Source organism: Microlunatus endophyticus (genome assembly GCF_014646195.1).
Taxonomy (GTDB): domain Bacteria; phylum Actinomycetota; class Actinomycetes; order Propionibacteriales; family Propionibacteriaceae; genus Microlunatus; species Microlunatus endophyticus.
The window spans coordinates 239,778-255,459 of record NZ_BMMZ01000005.1; the positions used below are offsets into that span (position 1 = coordinate 239,778).

A 15,682-nucleotide genomic window follows, 5' to 3' on the forward strand; every position below is an offset into this window, starting at 1 on the left:
ATCCTTCGGAGGAGCGTAACTGGCGGTTCGACCGTCTGGCAACGATGTGTTGCCCAAGTGCGACTCAGAGCAAACCGAGTTCGCCAGCGAACGCTCGTACTCGATCGGCCATCGCGTCCGGGACCTCGGCGACCGCGAAGTGCCCACCCTCGCTCAACCGCTCGAACGTACGGATGTCGCGGTAGTAGGCCCGTGCCAGCGATTCCGGGTAGTCAGCCTCGTGCCGCTGGATATGGATCGAAGCAGGTACTTCGACCGGGGGCATGGGTTCGGGCTGGTCGGCGCCCTCGTAGTAGGGCCGGAACGACGTACCGATCGACTCAGAAACCCAGTAGAGCATTGCCTCGGTCAGGATGCGGTCGCGCGAGATCCGGCGCTCAACAGAAGCCGGGCCATCAGCAGCCGTGTCGCTCCACTCCACGAGCTTCTCGGCGATCCAGGCGAGCAAGCCGGCCGGGGAGTCGTTGAGCGCGGCGGCAAGCGTGTCCGGTCGCGTTGCCTGCAGATGCCCGTACCCGCCGTCGGACAGATGGTGCGACCAGAGGCGTTCGAAGAAGGCGACCTCGTCGGGGGCCGTGAGCCGTTCGCGCTCCTCCGACGATGGGAAGTGCGCGTGCGTGACCAGGATGCCCGCAACGGCATCCGAGTGGGTGGCGGCGATCAGGTCGTTCACGTTTGCCGAGACGTCCTCGCCGTAGGTGAGGTAGCGGTCGTAGCCGAGAGTTTCGGTCATCAGACTGTGCATCGTCTCCGCGAGCCGGGATTCGGTCATCGGGCCATCTGCGTACGGTGTCGAGAACGCGAAACCGGGCAGGCTGGCAACCACGACATGGAAGTCGGGCAACAGGTCTACGAAGTCGAGTTGGAGTGCGAACGTGTGCGGCCATCCGTGCATCACGAGCAGCGCGGGCGCGTCGGCGCGGGCCGAACGCGCGTGCACGAAGTGCAGCTTCGTGTCACCCACGTCCGCGGTGAACTGAGGGTGCTGGTTCAGCCACGCCTCCCGCCCACGCCAGTCCCAGGTCTGCCAGGCTGCGACGAGCTCACGCAAGTATGCCGCGGTCATCCCGGATCTCGGCCGTCGCGGCGAGTCGTCGAGCAGGCGTGACCGTGCCAGCCGGTCGGTGAGGTCGGTAAGGACGTCATCACTTACGGCGATCGAGAACGGGCTTGGCGTGGCCATGCGCTGCACGCTACGGCGAGCCTCCGACACCTATTCAGTGCTCGTTCGGGGCGGCATGGCTGCTTCCTTCTCGGTCAGCCTCATTCCGTTACGACATTGCGAGGGACAAGTCGGGATGGAAGTCTTGCCCGATGGACTGGGAGGAGATCGATGGGGATTGGTGGCGCCTGCGGCCTGCGGTTTGGGCGGACGAACCCGCGATCGCCGAGCACGGACACGGGCCGGATCCGCGGTGGATCGGGATCGGCCCGTCGTCGCCGCCGGAGCGAGCGCACCATGTCGTACGGGAGTTTGTGAAGGGCGCCGGCGGTGACTTCGGTCTGGTCCATCTCGCTGTCCTGAAGGAATCAGATGCGATCGTCGGCATGATCGGCGCACAGGAGCACGGACCCGACAGCATCGAGATCGTCTACGGCGTCGCCCCGGCCTGGCGTGGTCGCGGACTCGCCACCGCCATGCTGGACGGCGTGACACGGGCGGCGAAGGACCAGGGCGAGTCGCGACGGTATGAGCTGGTCATCGCTGCGCAGAACGCGGCCTCGCTCCGGGTGGCCGAGAAGTGCGGATACCGATTCGTTGGCATCCGCCGCAGCTTCGTGGAGGGAACGGGACAGACGTACGACGACCTGGTCTACGTGCCTTCCTGGCAGCGATAGATCAAACGGTATGCAGGGACTTCACCATGATCACCGTTGGCCCATCCCAGCCGAGACCCGTCATCTCCTCCAGCGGCTGGAACCCGCATGATCGGTAGAACGCTCGCGTTCCGGCGTAGCCGGCGTGCTCGAACGATTCGCCGACCGTCTTGACTTGGAGAAACGACACCGCCTGTTGGCGCAGATCCTGCTCGATCTCTGCCACAAGCTTCGTGCCGACTCCCTGTCCCCGATAGTCCGGGTGAACCGCGATCAGCCAGAGTTCCACCGGCTCGGGGAAATGTGGTTCGAGGAGAGCTACACCGACGGTCCTGCCGGCGTCGACGGCAAGGTAGCTGATCTTGGTCGCCGCATCCTCGGCATAGCTCCGGATGGCGTCCTCGATACCGAACCAGGAGGGCAGAGCGCGCAGGATCTGCTCGGTTGCTTGTGGGTCCTGACGTTGCTCAACAGTGATCACCGAGGCAGTGAATCGCCGAGGTCGGGGTCCTGTCCACCGGCTTTCCGCGCGGCGCCCCGGCGGGGCCCGCATCATCGATAGAAGGCCCACCCGACCATCAGCGGGAATTCCTCTGCCCAGAAGGGATCCCCGTGATCGCCGGCCCGCTTGGTGATCATGACATCCGCACCTGCATCGCGCAACGCATCGGCCCAGCGGGTGGCATTCTCGAGGAACCACGGCTCTTCGGTGCCGCCGAGCAGATAGGCACGCGGTAGTTGTTGCGGCAGGGTCTCGGGTGGTCGGTAGCCACCGCCCGGCGAGGCTGCGAAGATCGCACTATAGACGTCGGGATGTCGGAGACCGATGGCGAGGGAGAGTTCAGCGCCGGCCGACACACCGCAGACCGCGGTGCGTTCGGCGGGCAATGCGACGCCAAGGTGCGACCGTACCCATTCACGGACATCCCCGACGAAGAACCTCTCGTGGGCTGCGAAGCGATCTTCGTCGAAGGATGGTGAGTACTCCTTGATACGCACCATCTCATCCTCGGCATCGGTCCGATGTGCCCCGACGATCATTGTCGACGTGATGCCGGCGGCCTCGAGATATCCGCCCCACTGTGAGATCAGTTGGCCGTCACCGGCGTACACGATTGCCCGGGTCGGCTCCGGCGGCACGTACACCGTGACCTGGCGGCCGCCGTCGTAGTGGAAGGTCTCAGTGATCAGCTTCCCCGCGATCGGCTCGGCCGGCGACGTTATCGGCGCGGCGCCGGGGTGCCACAACATCCCTGCCCTGCGTGCGGGTCCCGGCGTTGATGGATTCGAACTGTCCTGCTCGGCCATGGGCACAGCCTCCTCGTCACGCCCTCGCCCCAGCGGCACCGCACTCGACACAGGGCGGGAGTAGTTCCTTTCGTCGTCACCAAGGCGTCCTGCTGAAATTGTGACCGAACAAGGCCCGATCCCGGGCGACACGCCGGGTCAGGGCGCATCGGTGGTCACACTTTCAGCGCGCCGCGTGCCCGCGCGGCGGCTGGTCGAGGTCAGACCTGCGTCCGGTGGAAGTTGATGCTGGACCGGCTCGGGGTCGGCCCGCGCTGACCCTGGTAGCGGGAGCCGTACGACGCCGAACCGTACGGCTCCTGCGACGGCGAGGACAGCTGGAAGAAGCAGAACTGGCCGATCTTCATCCCCGGCCAGAGCTTGATCGGCAGCGTCGCGACATTGGACAGCTCCAGGGTGACGTGACCGGAGAAACCCGGATCGATGAAACCGGCCGTCGAGTGGGTGAGCAGCCCAAGACGTCCCAGCGAGGACTTGCCCTCCAGCCGGGCGGCGATCGCGTCGCCGAGGGTGATCGTCTCGAAGGTCGAGCCCAATACGAATTCGCCCGGATGCAGGATGAACGGGCCGTCGCCGGTCGGTTCGACCATCCGCGTCAGTTCGGACTGGTCCTCTGCCGGGTCGATGTGCGGATAGCGGTGGTTCTCGAAGACCCGGAAGTAGCGGTCCAGCCGGACATCGATACTGGCCGGCTGGATCATCGACGGGTCGTACGGGTCGAGCGCGATCTGGCCGGACTCGACCTCGGCCTTGATATCGCGATCCGAAAGCAGCATGGAGCAGACCCTAACGGCCCAGGGTCAGCTCGACACTCACGGTGTCACCTTCACCGACACCCTCGGCCTGGCGCACCTTGTCCTTCAGCGGCACCAGGTAGCGGCCGTCCTTGGGGAACAGCGACGTCGTCCACTCGGTATCGCCGAGCCGTACGGTGACCGGGATGACACCCCAGCCGTATGTCAGCTCGTTGGCCAGTTCCCGGATGTCGAGGCTCTCCTCGTCGGGGATCGGCAGGAAATAGAAGGGCGCCGGTCCGCGCCAGATGATCACCTCATTGCTGACCTGCATCGCCGGCCTGATCCCGCCGACTCAGTGCCGGACGAGCCGGAGATGGTGGTTGCCGAAGGAGATCACATAACCCTCGCCGGGCAACCGGACCGGCTGCTCGGCGGCGATCAGGTTGTAGACCCCGCGAGGATCGGTGACTGCCGAGCCGTTGGTCGAGCCGCGGTCAGCGACGAACACCCCGCGGGAGTCGACGTTGACCGCGACATGGGTCTTGGAGACCGTACGGGCCTCGTCCACGACCTTGATCAGCTGCGCATCGTCCTCGCCCGGCCGCGGTTGCGGGTTGCGACCGAAAAGCGTGAGCCGGGTGATCGGGATTTCCCGCTGGTCGTCCAGCACGACCGCCCAGCCGACATTCGGCGGCGGGGCCGGGGTCGACGGGACCTCGGCCGCCGCGGCCTGCACCCTGGTCGCTTGGTCCGGTTCCGGTTGAGGGTCGGGCTGGACCGGTGACTGGGTCTGAACGGGCGGCGGGGTCTGAACGGGCGGCGGGGTCTGAACGGGCGGCGGGTAACCCTGGTGCGGTTGGTAGAGGTCCTGGTACTGCGGCTGCGGCGGAACCGGACCGGCCTCGATCGCCTGCCGCGCAGCGGGCGCCTGCACCGCGGGCTGCTGCTGGTGCGCCGGGGCGGCCGGGCGGGCGATCAACCTGCGGAGCCAGACCCGCGGGTCGCGGGTCTCGCCCGGCTGCGGTGGCGCGAGCGGCCGTGCCTCGATGACCACCGAATCGGCGAGCAGGTCGTGCCAGCCCTGGCGGCGCGGGTGCATCCACATCATCACCACCATCACGATCAGCGCGACCGGGACGTCGTCGAGCACAGCGAGCACCAGACCCCGCAGGAACGCCCGCCCCAGGCCGATCGGCCGGCCATTGTGCAGGCCGACGACCTGCAGACCCATCAACCGCATCCCCGGACCGGCAGCGAGCTTGCCGTACATCCAGACGAGCACCAGCAGCCATGCGACCACCAGCAGCCACAAGATCACCGCAATCCAGACCGGGCCTCCCAGCGCCAGGACGAGCAGGCTGATGAGGGCCAGCAGCTGTGGGACGACTGCGTCGATCAGAAAGGCGACGAAGCGGCGTCCCGCCGGCGCGAGATAGACCCCGTCGGGCAACCCGACAGCAGCCCCTCCGACCCGCGGCGAGGGCGCAACGCTGCTCATGACCACACCTTCCTTCGGCTCGCCACGTCAGGACCGGTCGACCGCGATCGTGACACCGTCGCCAAGATCGATGACGCTGCCCGCATCCACCGGCACCCCGACGCCTGGGCGCAGATCGATGCGACGCCCGTCCGGGGCGATCAGGACGGTGCCGTTGGTCGAGTTGAGATCGGTCACCACGATCCGGTCGTTGATCGGCGCCACCTGGACGTGGGTCCGGCTGATGTCATGGCTCGGGCTCGGCACGGTCAGCAACCGAGGCAACTGGTCCCCGCTGACCCGGTTGGCTGCCGGGGACCGGCCGATCACGACCGGCCGGTCGATCTCGATCCGGCCGCCACTGGACGGATGCAACACTCCGAGCACCGGACGCTGCGCCTGCGGCGCGACCGGCAACCCCGGCAGGTTGGTGGCGAAGATCGTCTTGGCGACCTCGTCCTCGCTGCCGGCCGGCGGTACCGGCGGCTGGCCGTGCAGCGTCTCGGCCGTTTCCATCGGACTCGGCTGCGGTTCGGCGGGCGGCACCGGCAGCGCGATGGTCGGCTCGGGTTCGGGCTCGCGTGCCGGCTGCGGGGCGGTCGCAGGTTCCGGGGCAGGTACGGGCGCCGGGGCAGGTACAGGTTCCGTGGCAGGTACAGGTTCCGAGGCAGGTACGGGCACCGGCTCCGGCGCGGGTGCCTGGAGCAGCCGCAGCGACGCCGGATCACCGACCAGGGTGCCCTGTGGCGAGTGGATCTGGACCTCCTCGGAACAGTCGATCACGACCCGGGAGGCGCCGACAGCGCCGATCACCAGCGGCAGTTCCAGCTCCTCGTCGTCCGACTGCTCACCGGCCCGGACCTCCACGCGCTGCAGGCCGCCGAGGCCGATCTCGGTCCAGGTGCGGATCCCTTCGCCGTCGGCGATCGGCCGGCCAGTGGCCGGGTCGACCAGACTCACCCGGCCGCGTACCAGCGACCGCATCTCACCACGCTCCCAGAACAGGGCCGCGAAATCCGGCATCCGGTCCAGGTTGAAGATTGCCAGCCGCGCCGCCAGATCGCCGATCGACGCGGCGGAGACGACTTCCTCCCACACCTCGCTGATCAGATCGGACCACTGGGGTGCGGCCGGTTGCATGACCACCAGCGAGGTCGGTCCGGACAGCACCAACCAGTCACCGCGGCGATAGCGGGCGCGCCACTGGCTGGTCCAATGCGCGGCTCGGGCCTGGTCGGCCTCCGTCTGGGGCTCGCTCATCGTCCTATCTTTCCGTGCCTGGTCGATATCGTCACTGTCTGGTCGCCACTTTCGGGACGTCATCTCTCGCACGTCATTGTGCGATGTCATTGTTCACCGCCAAATCCGTGCACCGTCGAAAGGCTACGTTGCCGTCGCCCAATTACTTGCCAGGGTGAGGCTGAACCGTGGTCGGCTCCACCGCGTCCGAATGCTCCGATGAGCCGACCACATCGATCACGATGGCCGACACGTTGTCGCTGACCGCGGCCCGCAACGCCATCGCGATCAGGTCCCGTGCGGTCTCGTCGGCCGAGGTCGGCTGCCTCACGCGATCCTGCACAGCCTCGAGCGAGAGATCGGCCAGCAGCCCGTCCGAGCAGATCAGCCATCGGTCCCCCGGCACCATCGGGATCATCCAGAAGTCGGCCTCGGCGGTCTCCTCCCCACCGACGGCCCGGGTGACCAGATTCCGGTCCGGGTGAGTCTCGGCCTCCTCGGCGGTGATCACGCCGGCATCGACCAACTCCTGCACGTGGGAGTGGTCGACGCTGATCTGGACCAGCTCGCGCGACCGGTCGGGCTCATCGTCGGGCGCGAGCGCCGGCAACCGATAGATCCGGCTGTCGCCGATGTTGAAGACCACCCAGTACGGCTCGTCCTCACTCATCACCCCGACTGCACCGACAGCAGTGCTGCTGGCGCCGTGCAACTGGTCGCCGTGCAACGCGCGGACCCGGGTATTGGCCTTCTCGATCGCCTCCCGTACGCCGTCGGCGTCGATCACCGGCCGGCGGGCGAGCTCGCCGAACTCCTCGACCACCAGCGCGCTGGCCACCTCGCCGCCGTCACTGCCACCGACACCGTCGGCCACGACGAAGACCGGCGGCACCGCGAGGATGCTGTCCTCGTTGAGGGCGCGGATCGCCCCCTTGTCGGTCTGGGCGCCGAAGTCCAGCAGATGCACGACAGGTGACTCTAGTGGTCCGACCGGCGATCAGGCCGACATTCACACCGACAATCACACCGAAAGGCGTTCGGCCTCCTCGGCTTCCATCTCGGCAACGAAATCGCGCTTGCCGGACTGCCAGGCGTCCTCGTTCTGACCGGTCCGCCAGTAGCCGGAGATCGACACGTCCGCGCGGTCCAGCTGCAATTCGACGAAGAAGAGCCGGCGCAGGTCCTTGACCATCCCGGCGTTGCCGTGCACGAAGACCTGCACCCGGCCGTCTGGCAACGGCCGGGAGCGTACGGCCCGGGCCAGCTGTTCGCCGTACGGATGGCCGTCGCGATGCACCCACACGATCTCGGTGCGATCGGTCGGCAGCTCGGCGGCAGTCAGCTCGAGGTGATGGTCGGCGTCGGCGACCTCGACGAAGACGATCGCCCTCGTCTGCTCGGGGAGCCGGTCCAGCGCGGCGGCGATGGCCGGGATCGCCGCCTCGTCGCCGGCCAGCAGCTGGGTGTCGTAGGCCGGGTCGGGCGCATAGGCGCCGCCCGGGCCGCGGAATTCGATCACGTCGCCCGGCTCGGCGTTGGCGGCCCAGGGCCCGGCCAGCCCCTCGTCGCCGTGCACGACGAAGTCGATGGCCAGCTCGCCGGTCCGCCGGTCCAGGGAGCGCAGCGTGTAGGTGCGGGTCACCGGCCCGGGAAACAGGATCTTGACGTAGTGATCGGTGAACGGAAGATCAGGAAGCGCATCGACGTCCGGGCCGGCGAAGAACAGCCGGACCATCGCGTCGTTGAGCCACTCCTTGCGCACCAGGGTCGCCGATTTCGGCGGGCCGCCGCGGCGGCGCGGCGCTTCGGGTGCGGCTTGCGGCGCAGGCTGGTCTGCGGACATGACACTCCTCAGGATGTACGACTTAGGCCAGCCTAACTCACGCCAGGACAGTCGCCCTGATCGAGTACACGTCCGGAAGATGGGCCGCGATCTGCTCCCAGTGCTCGCCGTCGTCCAGGCTGGCGTAGACGGTGCCGTCGCGGGCGCCGAAGTAGAGCCCGGTCTGTCCGCCGTCGTCGGCAACGAACGCATCCCGCATCACGGCGGTGTAGAAGTCGGCCGGAAGTCCGTCGTCCAGACCCGTCCAGGTGGTGCCCGCATCGCGGGACCGCCAGACCTTGGCCTGCCCCTCCGGCGGGATGCGGAGGCCGTCGGCCACCAGCGGGAAGACGAAGATCGTGTCGGGATCCCGCGGATGCACGACGATCGGGAATCCGAAATCGCTGGGCAGGCCGTCGGCGATCGAGGTCCAGTTGTCGCCGCCGTCGTCGGAGCGGTAGACGCCGTGATGGTTCTGCGCGTACATCCGCCGCGGATCGGAGGGATGCATCGCGATCTTGTGCACGCACTGTCCGTATTCCGGCCAGGGGTCGGGCAGGAAGTATGCCTTGATGCCGACATTGGCCGGAGACCAGCTCGCACCGTCGTCGGCCGTGCGATAGACGCCACCGGTCGACATCGCCACCGTCAGACGCTGCGCATCGGTCGGGTCCGGAATGATCGTGTGGATCGCCTGGCCGCCGTAGCCGGCATCCCAGGTGGGCCGGTGCGGATGATCCCAGAGCGGTCTGACCAGACTGAACGACTCGCCGCGATCGGTCGACTTGAACAGCGCCGAGGGCTGCGTCCCCGCGAAGATCACATCGGGTTCGGCCGGCTGGATCTGCCAGACCCGTTCGACGCTGGAGCCGATGTCCGGGCTGAAGCGCACCGCCGCACCCTGCGTCTCGGTCCAGGTCCGCCCAAGATCATCGGAACGATAGACTCCCGGGCCCCAATGCTCACTTGTGCCTCCGGCGAAGAGCCGCGGCGTCCCACCACGGGCGTCGATACCGACCCCGTAGACCGACTGCATCAGGAAGTACGGGCTGTCGAAGGTCCAGGTCCGGCGATCCTCGTCGGACCTGCCGATCCACAGTCCCTTGCGGGTTCCGACCAGCAGCACTGCCTCGCCCATCGCCCCTCCCCGGGCCGGTTCGTTCTGTCGACGACACTTCCACCGGCGCCGGGGCCCGTCAAGACTCGATCAGCCGCAGGGTGCGATCGGCGAGTTCGGAGATGATCGAATTGTCGAAGCCGAACAGCGCTGAACGGGTGCGATCGTGCAGCGGTTCGACGAACTGCGGTGGCAGCCGCGCAGCACCATTGAGCACTCCGGCCACCGATCCTGCGGTGGCGCCGTTAGAATCGGTGTCCCAGCCGCCTTGGACAGTCAGCCCGACCGTCGCGGCGTAGTCGCCGTCGCCCCACAGCACGCCGGCCGCGATCAGCGCAGCGTTGTTGACGGTGTGCACCCAGCTGTAGTGGCCCCAGCGACGCTGGGTCTCGGCCAGCGCCTGCGACCAGGTGCTGCCCGCGTCGTACAGCTCGCGGACGGCGACCAGCGCCTCGTGGAGCCGGGAGCCGGGCGGCACCGACCGCAACGACCTGTCGTACGCCTGGCGCGCCGAGCCCGCGGTGAATGCGCTCGCGACGAGTGCCGCCGACCACAACTCGCCGTAGATCCCGTTGCCGACGTGGGACAGCGCCGCGTCCTGGTAGGCGATCATGATCGCCGAGCGCGGATCGCCCGGGTTGGTCCAGCCGAAGGCGTCGCCACGGATCAGCGCGCCGATCCACTCCCGGTAGGGGTTGCGGGTCCGAGCAACCTGGTCGAGCGCGATCCCGTGCACCAGATTGCAGTAGGCGGCCCGTTCGGCGGTGTAGACCTGCTGGTAGGGCAACAGCGTCAGCCAGGCGTCGGCGACCTTCGCCGGGCTGAGTTCGCGACCGTGGGTCTCGAGCAGGTGCAGACCGAGGATCGCGTAGTCGATGTCGTCGTCGCGGGCCGAGCCATTGACCCTTCCGCGGGTGGTCTGCGGCCAGTTGTCCTGGAAGACGAAGCCCTCGGGCAGCGGGTCGAGGACCGGGATGTAGTCCCGCAGCGGCCAGGCATCCGCGCGCCGCAGGTAGTCCTCGAGGCGGGCACTGGTCCAGTAGTCCCCGCTCTCCACGGGCTTGCCGAGGTTGCACCCGGCGATCCGCCCGAGCCAACCTCCGAGCACCCGATCGGCCAGCGTGTCAGGATCGGCCGGTTCGGCCGGATCGTCGGGCAGGGTCGCGATGATCGCGTCACGATCGTCCGGCTCGTCGTACGGCCAATCGCTGCCGCGCGGAGTGTTGATCACCTCGGCGTACAACGCTTCCAGCGCTGCGACGTTGCCGGCGACATTGCCAGGGCTGTCGTCCCGATCGGCCCCGGCGAAGCGGGCCTGCAGCTCGGCGACCGGGTGGCCGGTCTCCGCCGCCTGCGCCAGCTCGTCGTGGACCAGATCGTACGAACTCAACGGATCGTGCATGCCGGCAAGACTAGTGCAGATGATCTTGGTTCAGGCCTTCTTGCCGGGCTCCGGACGATGATCAACTCCGGGCGTCCAGTTGAGGGCAGCGGCTCGTTCGAGGAATTCCTCGGGCGAGATCTCCCCGTTGGCGAATCGGGTGGCCAGCACCTTGCGCGCCTCGAACTCCGGACTCATGGCTCCGAATCGTCCGGGCCCGAAACCACCGTGCGAAGCGGCGATCCAGGGTGGCGGTCCGATCCTGCCGCGGCGGACCAGGAAGACGACAACGGCTGCGATCAGCAGCAGAACGAGGAAAGGCACGATGGCTCCTAACAGTGGTGCAACGACGGGGACTGCTTGGTGGAAACCGGGCCCGACGGGTGGGCCCCATCCGTGTGGATTCATGCCTCAACCATTCCCGCCACCCGGACGCCGCGCATCGGTCGTCAAGCGACACCTTCACTACGCCCGGTGACGTACGACAGCTACGCACGCGACCCGACGCCCGAGGCTGCTGACCCGATTAGGCTCGGTCCCGACCTGAACAGACGGCGGCCCGGGAGGTGAGGCGATGACCGTACGATCCCGGCCCTGGCTGCTGGACGCACCCATCGGCCTGGTGATCGCCCTGGTCTCGATCGGTACGGCCCGCGTCCAGGCCACCGTGGTCCGCCAGATCAACCCGACGATGGGTCCGCCGTGGATGCAGCCCCGCTTCCGGCAGCACCAGGTCCCGTTTCCGCCGGGCGTCGATCTGCACGAGCCCTACACCTGGGCGGCGGTGGTCTGGTCGGTGCTGCTGGGCTTCGGGATCGCGATCCGCCGGGTCCGGCCACTGGTCGGCTACAGCATCACGGTGATCGCCACCACCGGCTATCTAGCCGCCGGCCTGCCGTTCGGGCCGGTGCTGCTCGGCCCGGCGATCGGACTGCTCGCTCTGGCGACCCGGATGCCCGTCCGGCAGTGGCTGCCGTGGGGCGCACTGTTGCTGCCGATGATCTGGGCCGGCTTCGTCGGCGGAGACTACGCCGGGCTGGCCGATCCGAATTTCTGGACCGCGATCATCCTCGGCCCGCCGCTGATCATGGTCCCGGCTCTGATCGCGACGATCCGCCGGATCCGCAGTCAGGAGAGTCGCCGGGCCCACGAGCTGGAGTTGCGCCGGGTCGCCTACCAGGAGCGGCTGCGGATCGCCCGGGACGTGCACGATCTGATCGGGCACAGTCTGTCGGTGATCAACATGCAGGCGGGAGTGGCGCTCTATGTGTTGGACAAGGACGCGGCACCTGCCGAGGACGACCACCGGGTCGAGGAATCACTGCAGGCGATCCGGTCCACCAGTAAGAATGCATTGGACGAACTGCGGGCCACCTTGGCAGTCTTCCGGGGTGAAGGCACCGAACCGGACACGACCGGGGAGCGGGCGCCGGTCTCCGGGCTGGCACGGTTGTCCGAGCTGGTGGACACCTTCCGCGCCGCCGGACGGATCGTCAGCGTGCAGGTCGACGGTGATCTCGATGACCTTCCGGGCCCGGTCGACAATGCCGCCTATCGCGTACTCCAGGAGGCATTGACCAATGTTGCCCGACATGCCGGCGATGCGACGGCCACCGTGCTGATCGCCCGATCCGCTGAACGATTGATCATCCAGGTCACCGACGACGGCCGCCGGTCGTCGCGTGCCGGTTCGCGGGCAGATCCCCAGCAGCCACAGGGAAGCGGGCTGATCGGGATGCGCGAGCGGGCCCGTGCCGTCGGCGGCGATGTGACCGCCGGGCCCCGACCCGAAGGTGGTTTCTCGGTCCGGGCCGAATTCCCGCTGCGACCATCGGAGACTGCATCATGATCAAAGTCGCTCTCGCCGATGATCAGCCGCTGGTCCGGATGGGACTGCGGGTGCTGGTCGAGGCCGAGGATGATCTTGAGTTGGTGGGCGAGGCAGGCAACGGACACGAGGTGGTCGAGCTGGTCCGGCGCGCCCGTCCCGATGTCGTCCTGATGGATGTCCGGATGCCGCTGTCGGACGGGCTGCAGGCACTCGCGAAGATCACATCGGATCCGGCCCTGTCCGCCACCAAGGTGGTGATGCTGACGACCTTCGAGTTGGACGAGTACGTCTTCGAGGCTCTGGCCTCCGGCGCCAGCGGCTTCCTGATCAAGGACAGCGATCCCGCAGATTTCGTCCGAGCCATCCGGGTCGCGGCCGCCGGAGAGTCACTACTCAGCCCGTCAGTGACGCGACGGGTGATCTCGTCCTTCACCGGCAGCCGACCGGCCAGTCACAAGCCGCATCCGCTGCTAGGCGAGCTCACCGACCGCGAGCGGGAAGTCCTCGGCCTGGTCGGCGAAGGGCTGAGCAACGACGAGATCGCCGAACGTCTCGTGGTCAGCCCCGCCACCGCGCGGACCCACGTCAGTCGCACCATGATCAAACTCCAGGCCCGCGACCGCGCCCAGCTCGTGGTGATCGCCTTCCAGGCGGGGCTCGTCTCGTGACGGGCAGTGCGAGTGAGTCGCGGCTCGACCTGCTGCAGGCCGAGATCAGCGTGATCTGGGGTCCCACCCGCCGTGCACCCGAGGCGCCGCCATCGGTGGTGATCGGACAGGCCGACGAAGAGTTGATCATCCAGGTCCGTGATGATCTTGATCCGGGGCTTGCCGACGAGGTGCTCCGGATCGCCACGGAACAAGGACTTCCGGATGGTTCGACGGCGATCGTCCGGACGCTCGAGCCATCCCTTGGAACGATCGAGGCCACGGTCGGGCCCGGCTACGACGCCCGACACCCTGCCGACCAGCCGGACCCAGTGATCGGCCGGCTGATCAGCTCGGCGGTGGTCGATCCTGCTGTCGACGGCCTCAGAATCCCGATCACCTGGGAGGACGACGATTGGGTGGACCTGTTGTCCGGGGCGTACGGGCCGTGGGCGATGGTCATCGACGGCAACCGGGTGCTGTCGATCTGCCACAGTGCCCGGCTGGCGCCGGAGGGTGTCGAGGCCGGCACCTGGACCGTCGACGACGCTCGAGGGCGCGGATTGGCTGCGGCGGCGACGTCGGCCTGGGCGCGGGCCTGCCGGGCCTTGCCAGGCTTCGTCTTCTACAGCACCGACATCAACAACCGGGCCTCCCAGCGGGTTGCGGCCAGGCTCGGACTGCCGCTGATCGGCCAGCTGTGGAAATTCCGCGCAGCCGCTGAGGGCGACGGACCCCTGCAGTCGCGGCTGTGGACGCTGTCGCGGGTACGGTCGTGACATGCGACTTCGTACGGCTGAGTCAGTGTCCACTGCGCCGCTGGTGGCGACCGGACTGATCAGCGGCTATCTGGCCGCCCGGGAGACCGGCATCCGGCCGCTGGGCGGCGTCCTGCTCGGGTTGGCCGGGGCGTACGCCGGGCGGACCTGGCTGGCCAGGCGCGGACCGACAGTGACGGCGGCGCTCGGCGCGATCTACGTCGGCGGCTTCGGGCTGTCCCACCCGCTGGCGAAGAGGATCGGCGCCTGGCCGGCGGTCTTCGCGGTCAGCGCTGCGTCGGCCGCCGCATCCTGGGCGCTCGTCGACCGCCGCTCGTAGCCGGTACACCATGGCGACGCCGTCACCTGATGATCAACAGCGCCGTTACTGGGACGAGCATGCCGGGACCTACGACCGCGGCATGCAGTTCGCGGAGCGGCGGATCCTGCGGGACACCAGGGATTGGGCATGCAGCCGGGCCACCGGGAAGACGCTGGAGGTCGCGGTCGGCACCGGTCTCAATCTGCGCCATTACCCGCCAAGTATCGACCTCACGGCGATCGACCTGAGCCCGAGGATGCTCGCCGTCGCCCGGCAGCGGGCAACTGATCTTGGTCTCCAGGTCGAGTTCAGGGAAGGGACGGCAACTCCGCTGGACTTCGCCGACGGCAGCTTCGACACGGTCATCTGCACGCTCGCGCTGTGCTCGATCCCGGATGAGAAGGCTGCCGTCGCGGACATGATCAGGGTGTTGCGCCCGGGCGGACGACTGGTGCTGGCCGATCACGTCGCGTCGTCACTCGCCCCGGTCCGTTGGCTGCAGCAGGCGGTTGAGCTCTGGAGCATCCGCAGTGCCGGCGAGCATTTCACCCGGCGACCGATCCGGCAGGTGTACGCCGCCGGCCTGCAGATCACCGAGCAACAGCGCTTCCTGGCCGGTGTGATCGAGCGGCTGGTGGCGATCAAGCCGGGCGGCTGACGGCAGTAGTCGGACGGAAGGCCTGCCCAACCAGTGCCCTAATGTGGCATTCGTGACTGATTGGCGCACTGACCGGGTGGCCTCAGCGCTCGACGGGACCAACCCAACCGTCGTCAGGCATCTCGACGCGGGCTTCGCCGTCGCCGGCGACGTCCAGTTCCTCCCCGGCTACAGCCTGCTGCTCACCGATCAGCCCGGAACTGACCGACTGACCGATCTACCTCGAAACCGCCGCCTCGCCTTCCTCGGGAGTATGGAGATGCTGGGTGAGGCAGTCGAGATCGTCTGCCGCCGCCTCGATCCTGCGTTCCGACGCATCAATCTCGAGATCCAGGGCAACCTCTTGCCACTACTACACGCCCACATCTGGCCGCGATACGACTGGGAGCCCGACCACCTGGTCATGGGTCCCGTCGCGCTCTATCCCGACAGCCACTGGCGCGACCCGGATACTCGACTCGGCCCCAGCCATGATCGGTTTCGCGTCGAACTGGGCGAGGAACTGGACCGGCTGAGGTCAAACTCCGCCTGAAGTCTGCCCGGCACGACGGGCTGATGTTGCGCCCC

19 protein-coding genes are annotated in these 15,682 nt (G+C 67.9%); 7 read left to right on the plus strand and 12 right to left on the minus strand.

Features of this window, described 5'->3' with window-relative positions; genetic code table 11:
- Window positions 1–64 precede the first annotated feature (64 nt).
- Window positions 65–1,183 (minus strand): epoxide hydrolase family protein, encoded by a 1,119-nt coding sequence (locus tag IEY07_RS12205; RefSeq protein ID WP_188895631.1) that lies wholly within the window; start codon window positions 1,181–1,183, stop codon window positions 65–67.
- A gap of 131 nt (window positions 1,184–1,314) precedes the next feature.
- On the opposite strand from IEY07_RS12205, the gene IEY07_RS12210 reads away from it, so the two are divergent.
- Window positions 1,315–1,839 carry a GNAT family N-acetyltransferase gene (locus IEY07_RS12210; protein WP_188895632.1) on the plus strand — a complete coding sequence of 175 codons (525 nt, stop codon included), beginning with the start codon at window positions 1,315–1,317 and terminating at the stop codon, window positions 1,837–1,839.
- A 1-nt stretch (window position 1,840) separates the two neighbouring features.
- On the opposite strand, the gene IEY07_RS12215 is transcribed toward IEY07_RS12210, so the two are convergent.
- From IEY07_RS12215 to IEY07_RS12265, 11 genes are all read right to left on the minus strand, one after another.
- Window positions 1,841–2,299: a GNAT family N-acetyltransferase gene (locus tag IEY07_RS12215; RefSeq protein WP_229670015.1), complete on the minus strand. Its 459-nt coding sequence runs from the start codon at window positions 2,297–2,299 to the stop codon at window positions 1,841–1,843.
- Window positions 2,300–2,370: 71 nt separating this feature from the next.
- Window positions 2,371–3,126: an alpha/beta hydrolase gene (locus IEY07_RS12220; RefSeq protein WP_229670016.1), complete on the minus strand. Its 756-nt coding sequence runs from the start codon at window positions 3,124–3,126 to the stop codon at window positions 2,371–2,373.
- 200 nt (window positions 3,127–3,326) lie between these two features.
- On the minus strand, window positions 3,327–3,902 hold the full coding sequence (gene dcd / locus IEY07_RS12225; RefSeq protein WP_188895633.1) for a dCTP deaminase: 576 nt from the start codon (window positions 3,900–3,902) through the stop codon (window positions 3,327–3,329).
- 10 nt (window positions 3,903–3,912) lie between these two features.
- Entirely contained in the window at window positions 3,913–4,194 is a 282-nt protein-coding gene (locus tag IEY07_RS12230; RefSeq protein WP_188895634.1) for a DUF1905 domain-containing protein, read from the minus strand.
- Window positions 4,195–4,215: 21 nt separating this feature from the next.
- Window positions 4,216–5,361: an RDD family protein gene (locus IEY07_RS12235; protein ID WP_188895635.1), complete on the minus strand. Its 1,146-nt coding sequence runs from the start codon at window positions 5,359–5,361 to the stop codon at window positions 4,216–4,218.
- A gap of 27 nt (window positions 5,362–5,388) precedes the next feature.
- A complete protein-coding gene (locus IEY07_RS12240) occupies window positions 5,389–6,600 on the minus strand; it encodes an FHA domain-containing protein (protein ID WP_188895636.1) in 1,212 nt (403 codons plus the stop codon).
- A 142-nt stretch (window positions 6,601–6,742) separates the two neighbouring features.
- Entirely contained in the window at window positions 6,743–7,546 is an 804-nt protein-coding gene (locus IEY07_RS12245; RefSeq protein ID WP_188895637.1) for a PP2C family protein-serine/threonine phosphatase, read from the minus strand.
- A gap of 54 nt (window positions 7,547–7,600) precedes the next feature.
- The gene (locus IEY07_RS12250; RefSeq protein WP_188895638.1) at window positions 7,601–8,422 is read right to left on the minus strand and encodes a siderophore-interacting protein; all 822 of its coding nucleotides are present in this window, start codon (window positions 8,420–8,422) and stop codon (window positions 7,601–7,603) included.
- A gap of 37 nt (window positions 8,423–8,459) precedes the next feature.
- On the minus strand, window positions 8,460–9,539 hold the full coding sequence (locus tag IEY07_RS12255; RefSeq protein WP_188895639.1) for a WD40/YVTN/BNR-like repeat-containing protein: 1,080 nt from the start codon (window positions 9,537–9,539) through the stop codon (window positions 8,460–8,462).
- A 58-nt stretch (window positions 9,540–9,597) separates the two neighbouring features.
- Complete coding sequence (locus IEY07_RS12260; RefSeq protein ID WP_188895640.1) at window positions 9,598–10,920, minus strand: ADP-ribosylglycohydrolase family protein; 1,323 nt, start codon at window positions 10,918–10,920, stop codon at window positions 9,598–9,600.
- Between the two features lie 30 nt (window positions 10,921–10,950).
- Window positions 10,951–11,223, minus strand: a complete 273-nt coding sequence (locus IEY07_RS12265) for an SHOCT domain-containing protein (protein ID WP_188895641.1) — start codon at window positions 11,221–11,223, stop codon at window positions 10,951–10,953.
- A 250-nt stretch (window positions 11,224–11,473) separates the two neighbouring features.
- On the opposite strand from IEY07_RS12265, the gene IEY07_RS12270 reads away from it, so the two are divergent.
- Genes IEY07_RS12270 through IEY07_RS12295 form a run of 6 tightly spaced genes read left to right on the plus strand, consistent with a single transcriptional unit; the run spans window position 11,474 to window position 15,647 of the window.
- Window positions 11,474–12,748, plus strand: coding sequence for a sensor histidine kinase (locus IEY07_RS12270; RefSeq protein WP_229670017.1), 1,275 nt, complete (start codon window positions 11,474–11,476; stop codon window positions 12,746–12,748).
- Window positions 12,745–13,398 carry a response regulator gene (locus IEY07_RS12275; RefSeq protein WP_188895642.1) on the plus strand — a complete coding sequence of 218 codons (654 nt, stop codon included), beginning with the start codon at window positions 12,745–12,747 and terminating at the stop codon, window positions 13,396–13,398. Before IEY07_RS12270 ends, IEY07_RS12275 begins: the two co-directional genes overlap by 4 nt.
- Window positions 13,395–14,156, plus strand: coding sequence for a GNAT family N-acetyltransferase (locus tag IEY07_RS12280; RefSeq protein WP_188895643.1), 762 nt, complete (start codon window positions 13,395–13,397; stop codon window positions 14,154–14,156). The genes IEY07_RS12275 and IEY07_RS12280 overlap by 4 nt, the downstream gene beginning before the upstream one ends.
- A gap of 1 nt (window position 14,157) precedes the next feature.
- A complete protein-coding gene (locus IEY07_RS12285) occupies window positions 14,158–14,475 on the plus strand; it encodes a hypothetical protein (protein WP_188895644.1) in 318 nt (105 codons plus the stop codon).
- A gap of 10 nt (window positions 14,476–14,485) precedes the next feature.
- Window positions 14,486–15,115, plus strand: coding sequence for a class I SAM-dependent methyltransferase (locus IEY07_RS12290; protein ID WP_188895645.1), 630 nt, complete (start codon window positions 14,486–14,488; stop codon window positions 15,113–15,115).
- 52 nt (window positions 15,116–15,167) lie between these two features.
- Entirely contained in the window at window positions 15,168–15,647 is a 480-nt protein-coding gene (locus tag IEY07_RS12295) for an HIT family protein (RefSeq protein ID WP_188895646.1), read from the plus strand.
- Window positions 15,648–15,682 lie beyond the last annotated feature (35 nt).

Bases quoted from the DNA above. Each gene is read 5' to 3' on its own strand.
- IEY07_RS12205 (WP_188895631.1), bottom strand. From the start codon at position 1,183: ATGGCCACGCCAAGCCCGTTCTCGATCGCCGTAAGTGATGACGTCCTT.
- IEY07_RS12235 (WP_188895635.1), bottom strand. From the start codon at position 5,361: ATGAGCAGCGTTGCGCCCTCGCCGCGGGTCGGAGGGGCTGCTGTCGGG.
- dcd (WP_188895633.1), bottom strand. From the start codon at position 3,902: ATGCTGCTTTCGGATCGCGATATCAAGGCCGAGGTCGAGTCCGGCCAG.
- IEY07_RS12255 (WP_188895639.1), bottom strand. From the start codon at position 9,539: ATGGGCGAGGCAGTGCTGCTGGTCGGAACCCGCAAGGGACTGTGGATC.
- IEY07_RS12240 (WP_188895636.1), bottom strand. From the start codon at position 6,600: ATGAGCGAGCCCCAGACGGAGGCCGACCAGGCCCGAGCCGCGCATTGG.
- IEY07_RS12250 (WP_188895638.1), bottom strand. From the start codon at position 8,422: ATGTCCGCAGACCAGCCTGCGCCGCAAGCCGCACCCGAAGCGCCGCGC.
- IEY07_RS12275 (WP_188895642.1), top strand. From the start codon at position 12,745: ATGATCAAAGTCGCTCTCGCCGATGATCAGCCGCTGGTCCGGATGGGA.
- IEY07_RS12285 (WP_188895644.1), top strand. From the start codon at position 14,158: ATGCGACTTCGTACGGCTGAGTCAGTGTCCACTGCGCCGCTGGTGGCG.
- IEY07_RS12230 (WP_188895634.1), bottom strand. From the start codon at position 4,194: ATGCAGGTCAGCAATGAGGTGATCATCTGGCGCGGACCGGCGCCCTTC.
- IEY07_RS12220 (WP_229670016.1), bottom strand. From the start codon at position 3,126: ATGGCCGAGCAGGACAGTTCGAATCCATCAACGCCGGGACCCGCACGC.
- IEY07_RS12210 (WP_188895632.1), top strand. From the start codon at position 1,315: ATGGACTGGGAGGAGATCGATGGGGATTGGTGGCGCCTGCGGCCTGCG.
- IEY07_RS12260 (WP_188895640.1), bottom strand. From the start codon at position 10,920: ATGCACGATCCGTTGAGTTCGTACGATCTGGTCCACGACGAGCTGGCG.
- IEY07_RS12270 (WP_229670017.1), top strand. From the start codon at position 11,474: ATGACCGTACGATCCCGGCCCTGGCTGCTGGACGCACCCATCGGCCTG.
- IEY07_RS12290 (WP_188895645.1), top strand. From the start codon at position 14,486: ATGGCGACGCCGTCACCTGATGATCAACAGCGCCGTTACTGGGACGAG.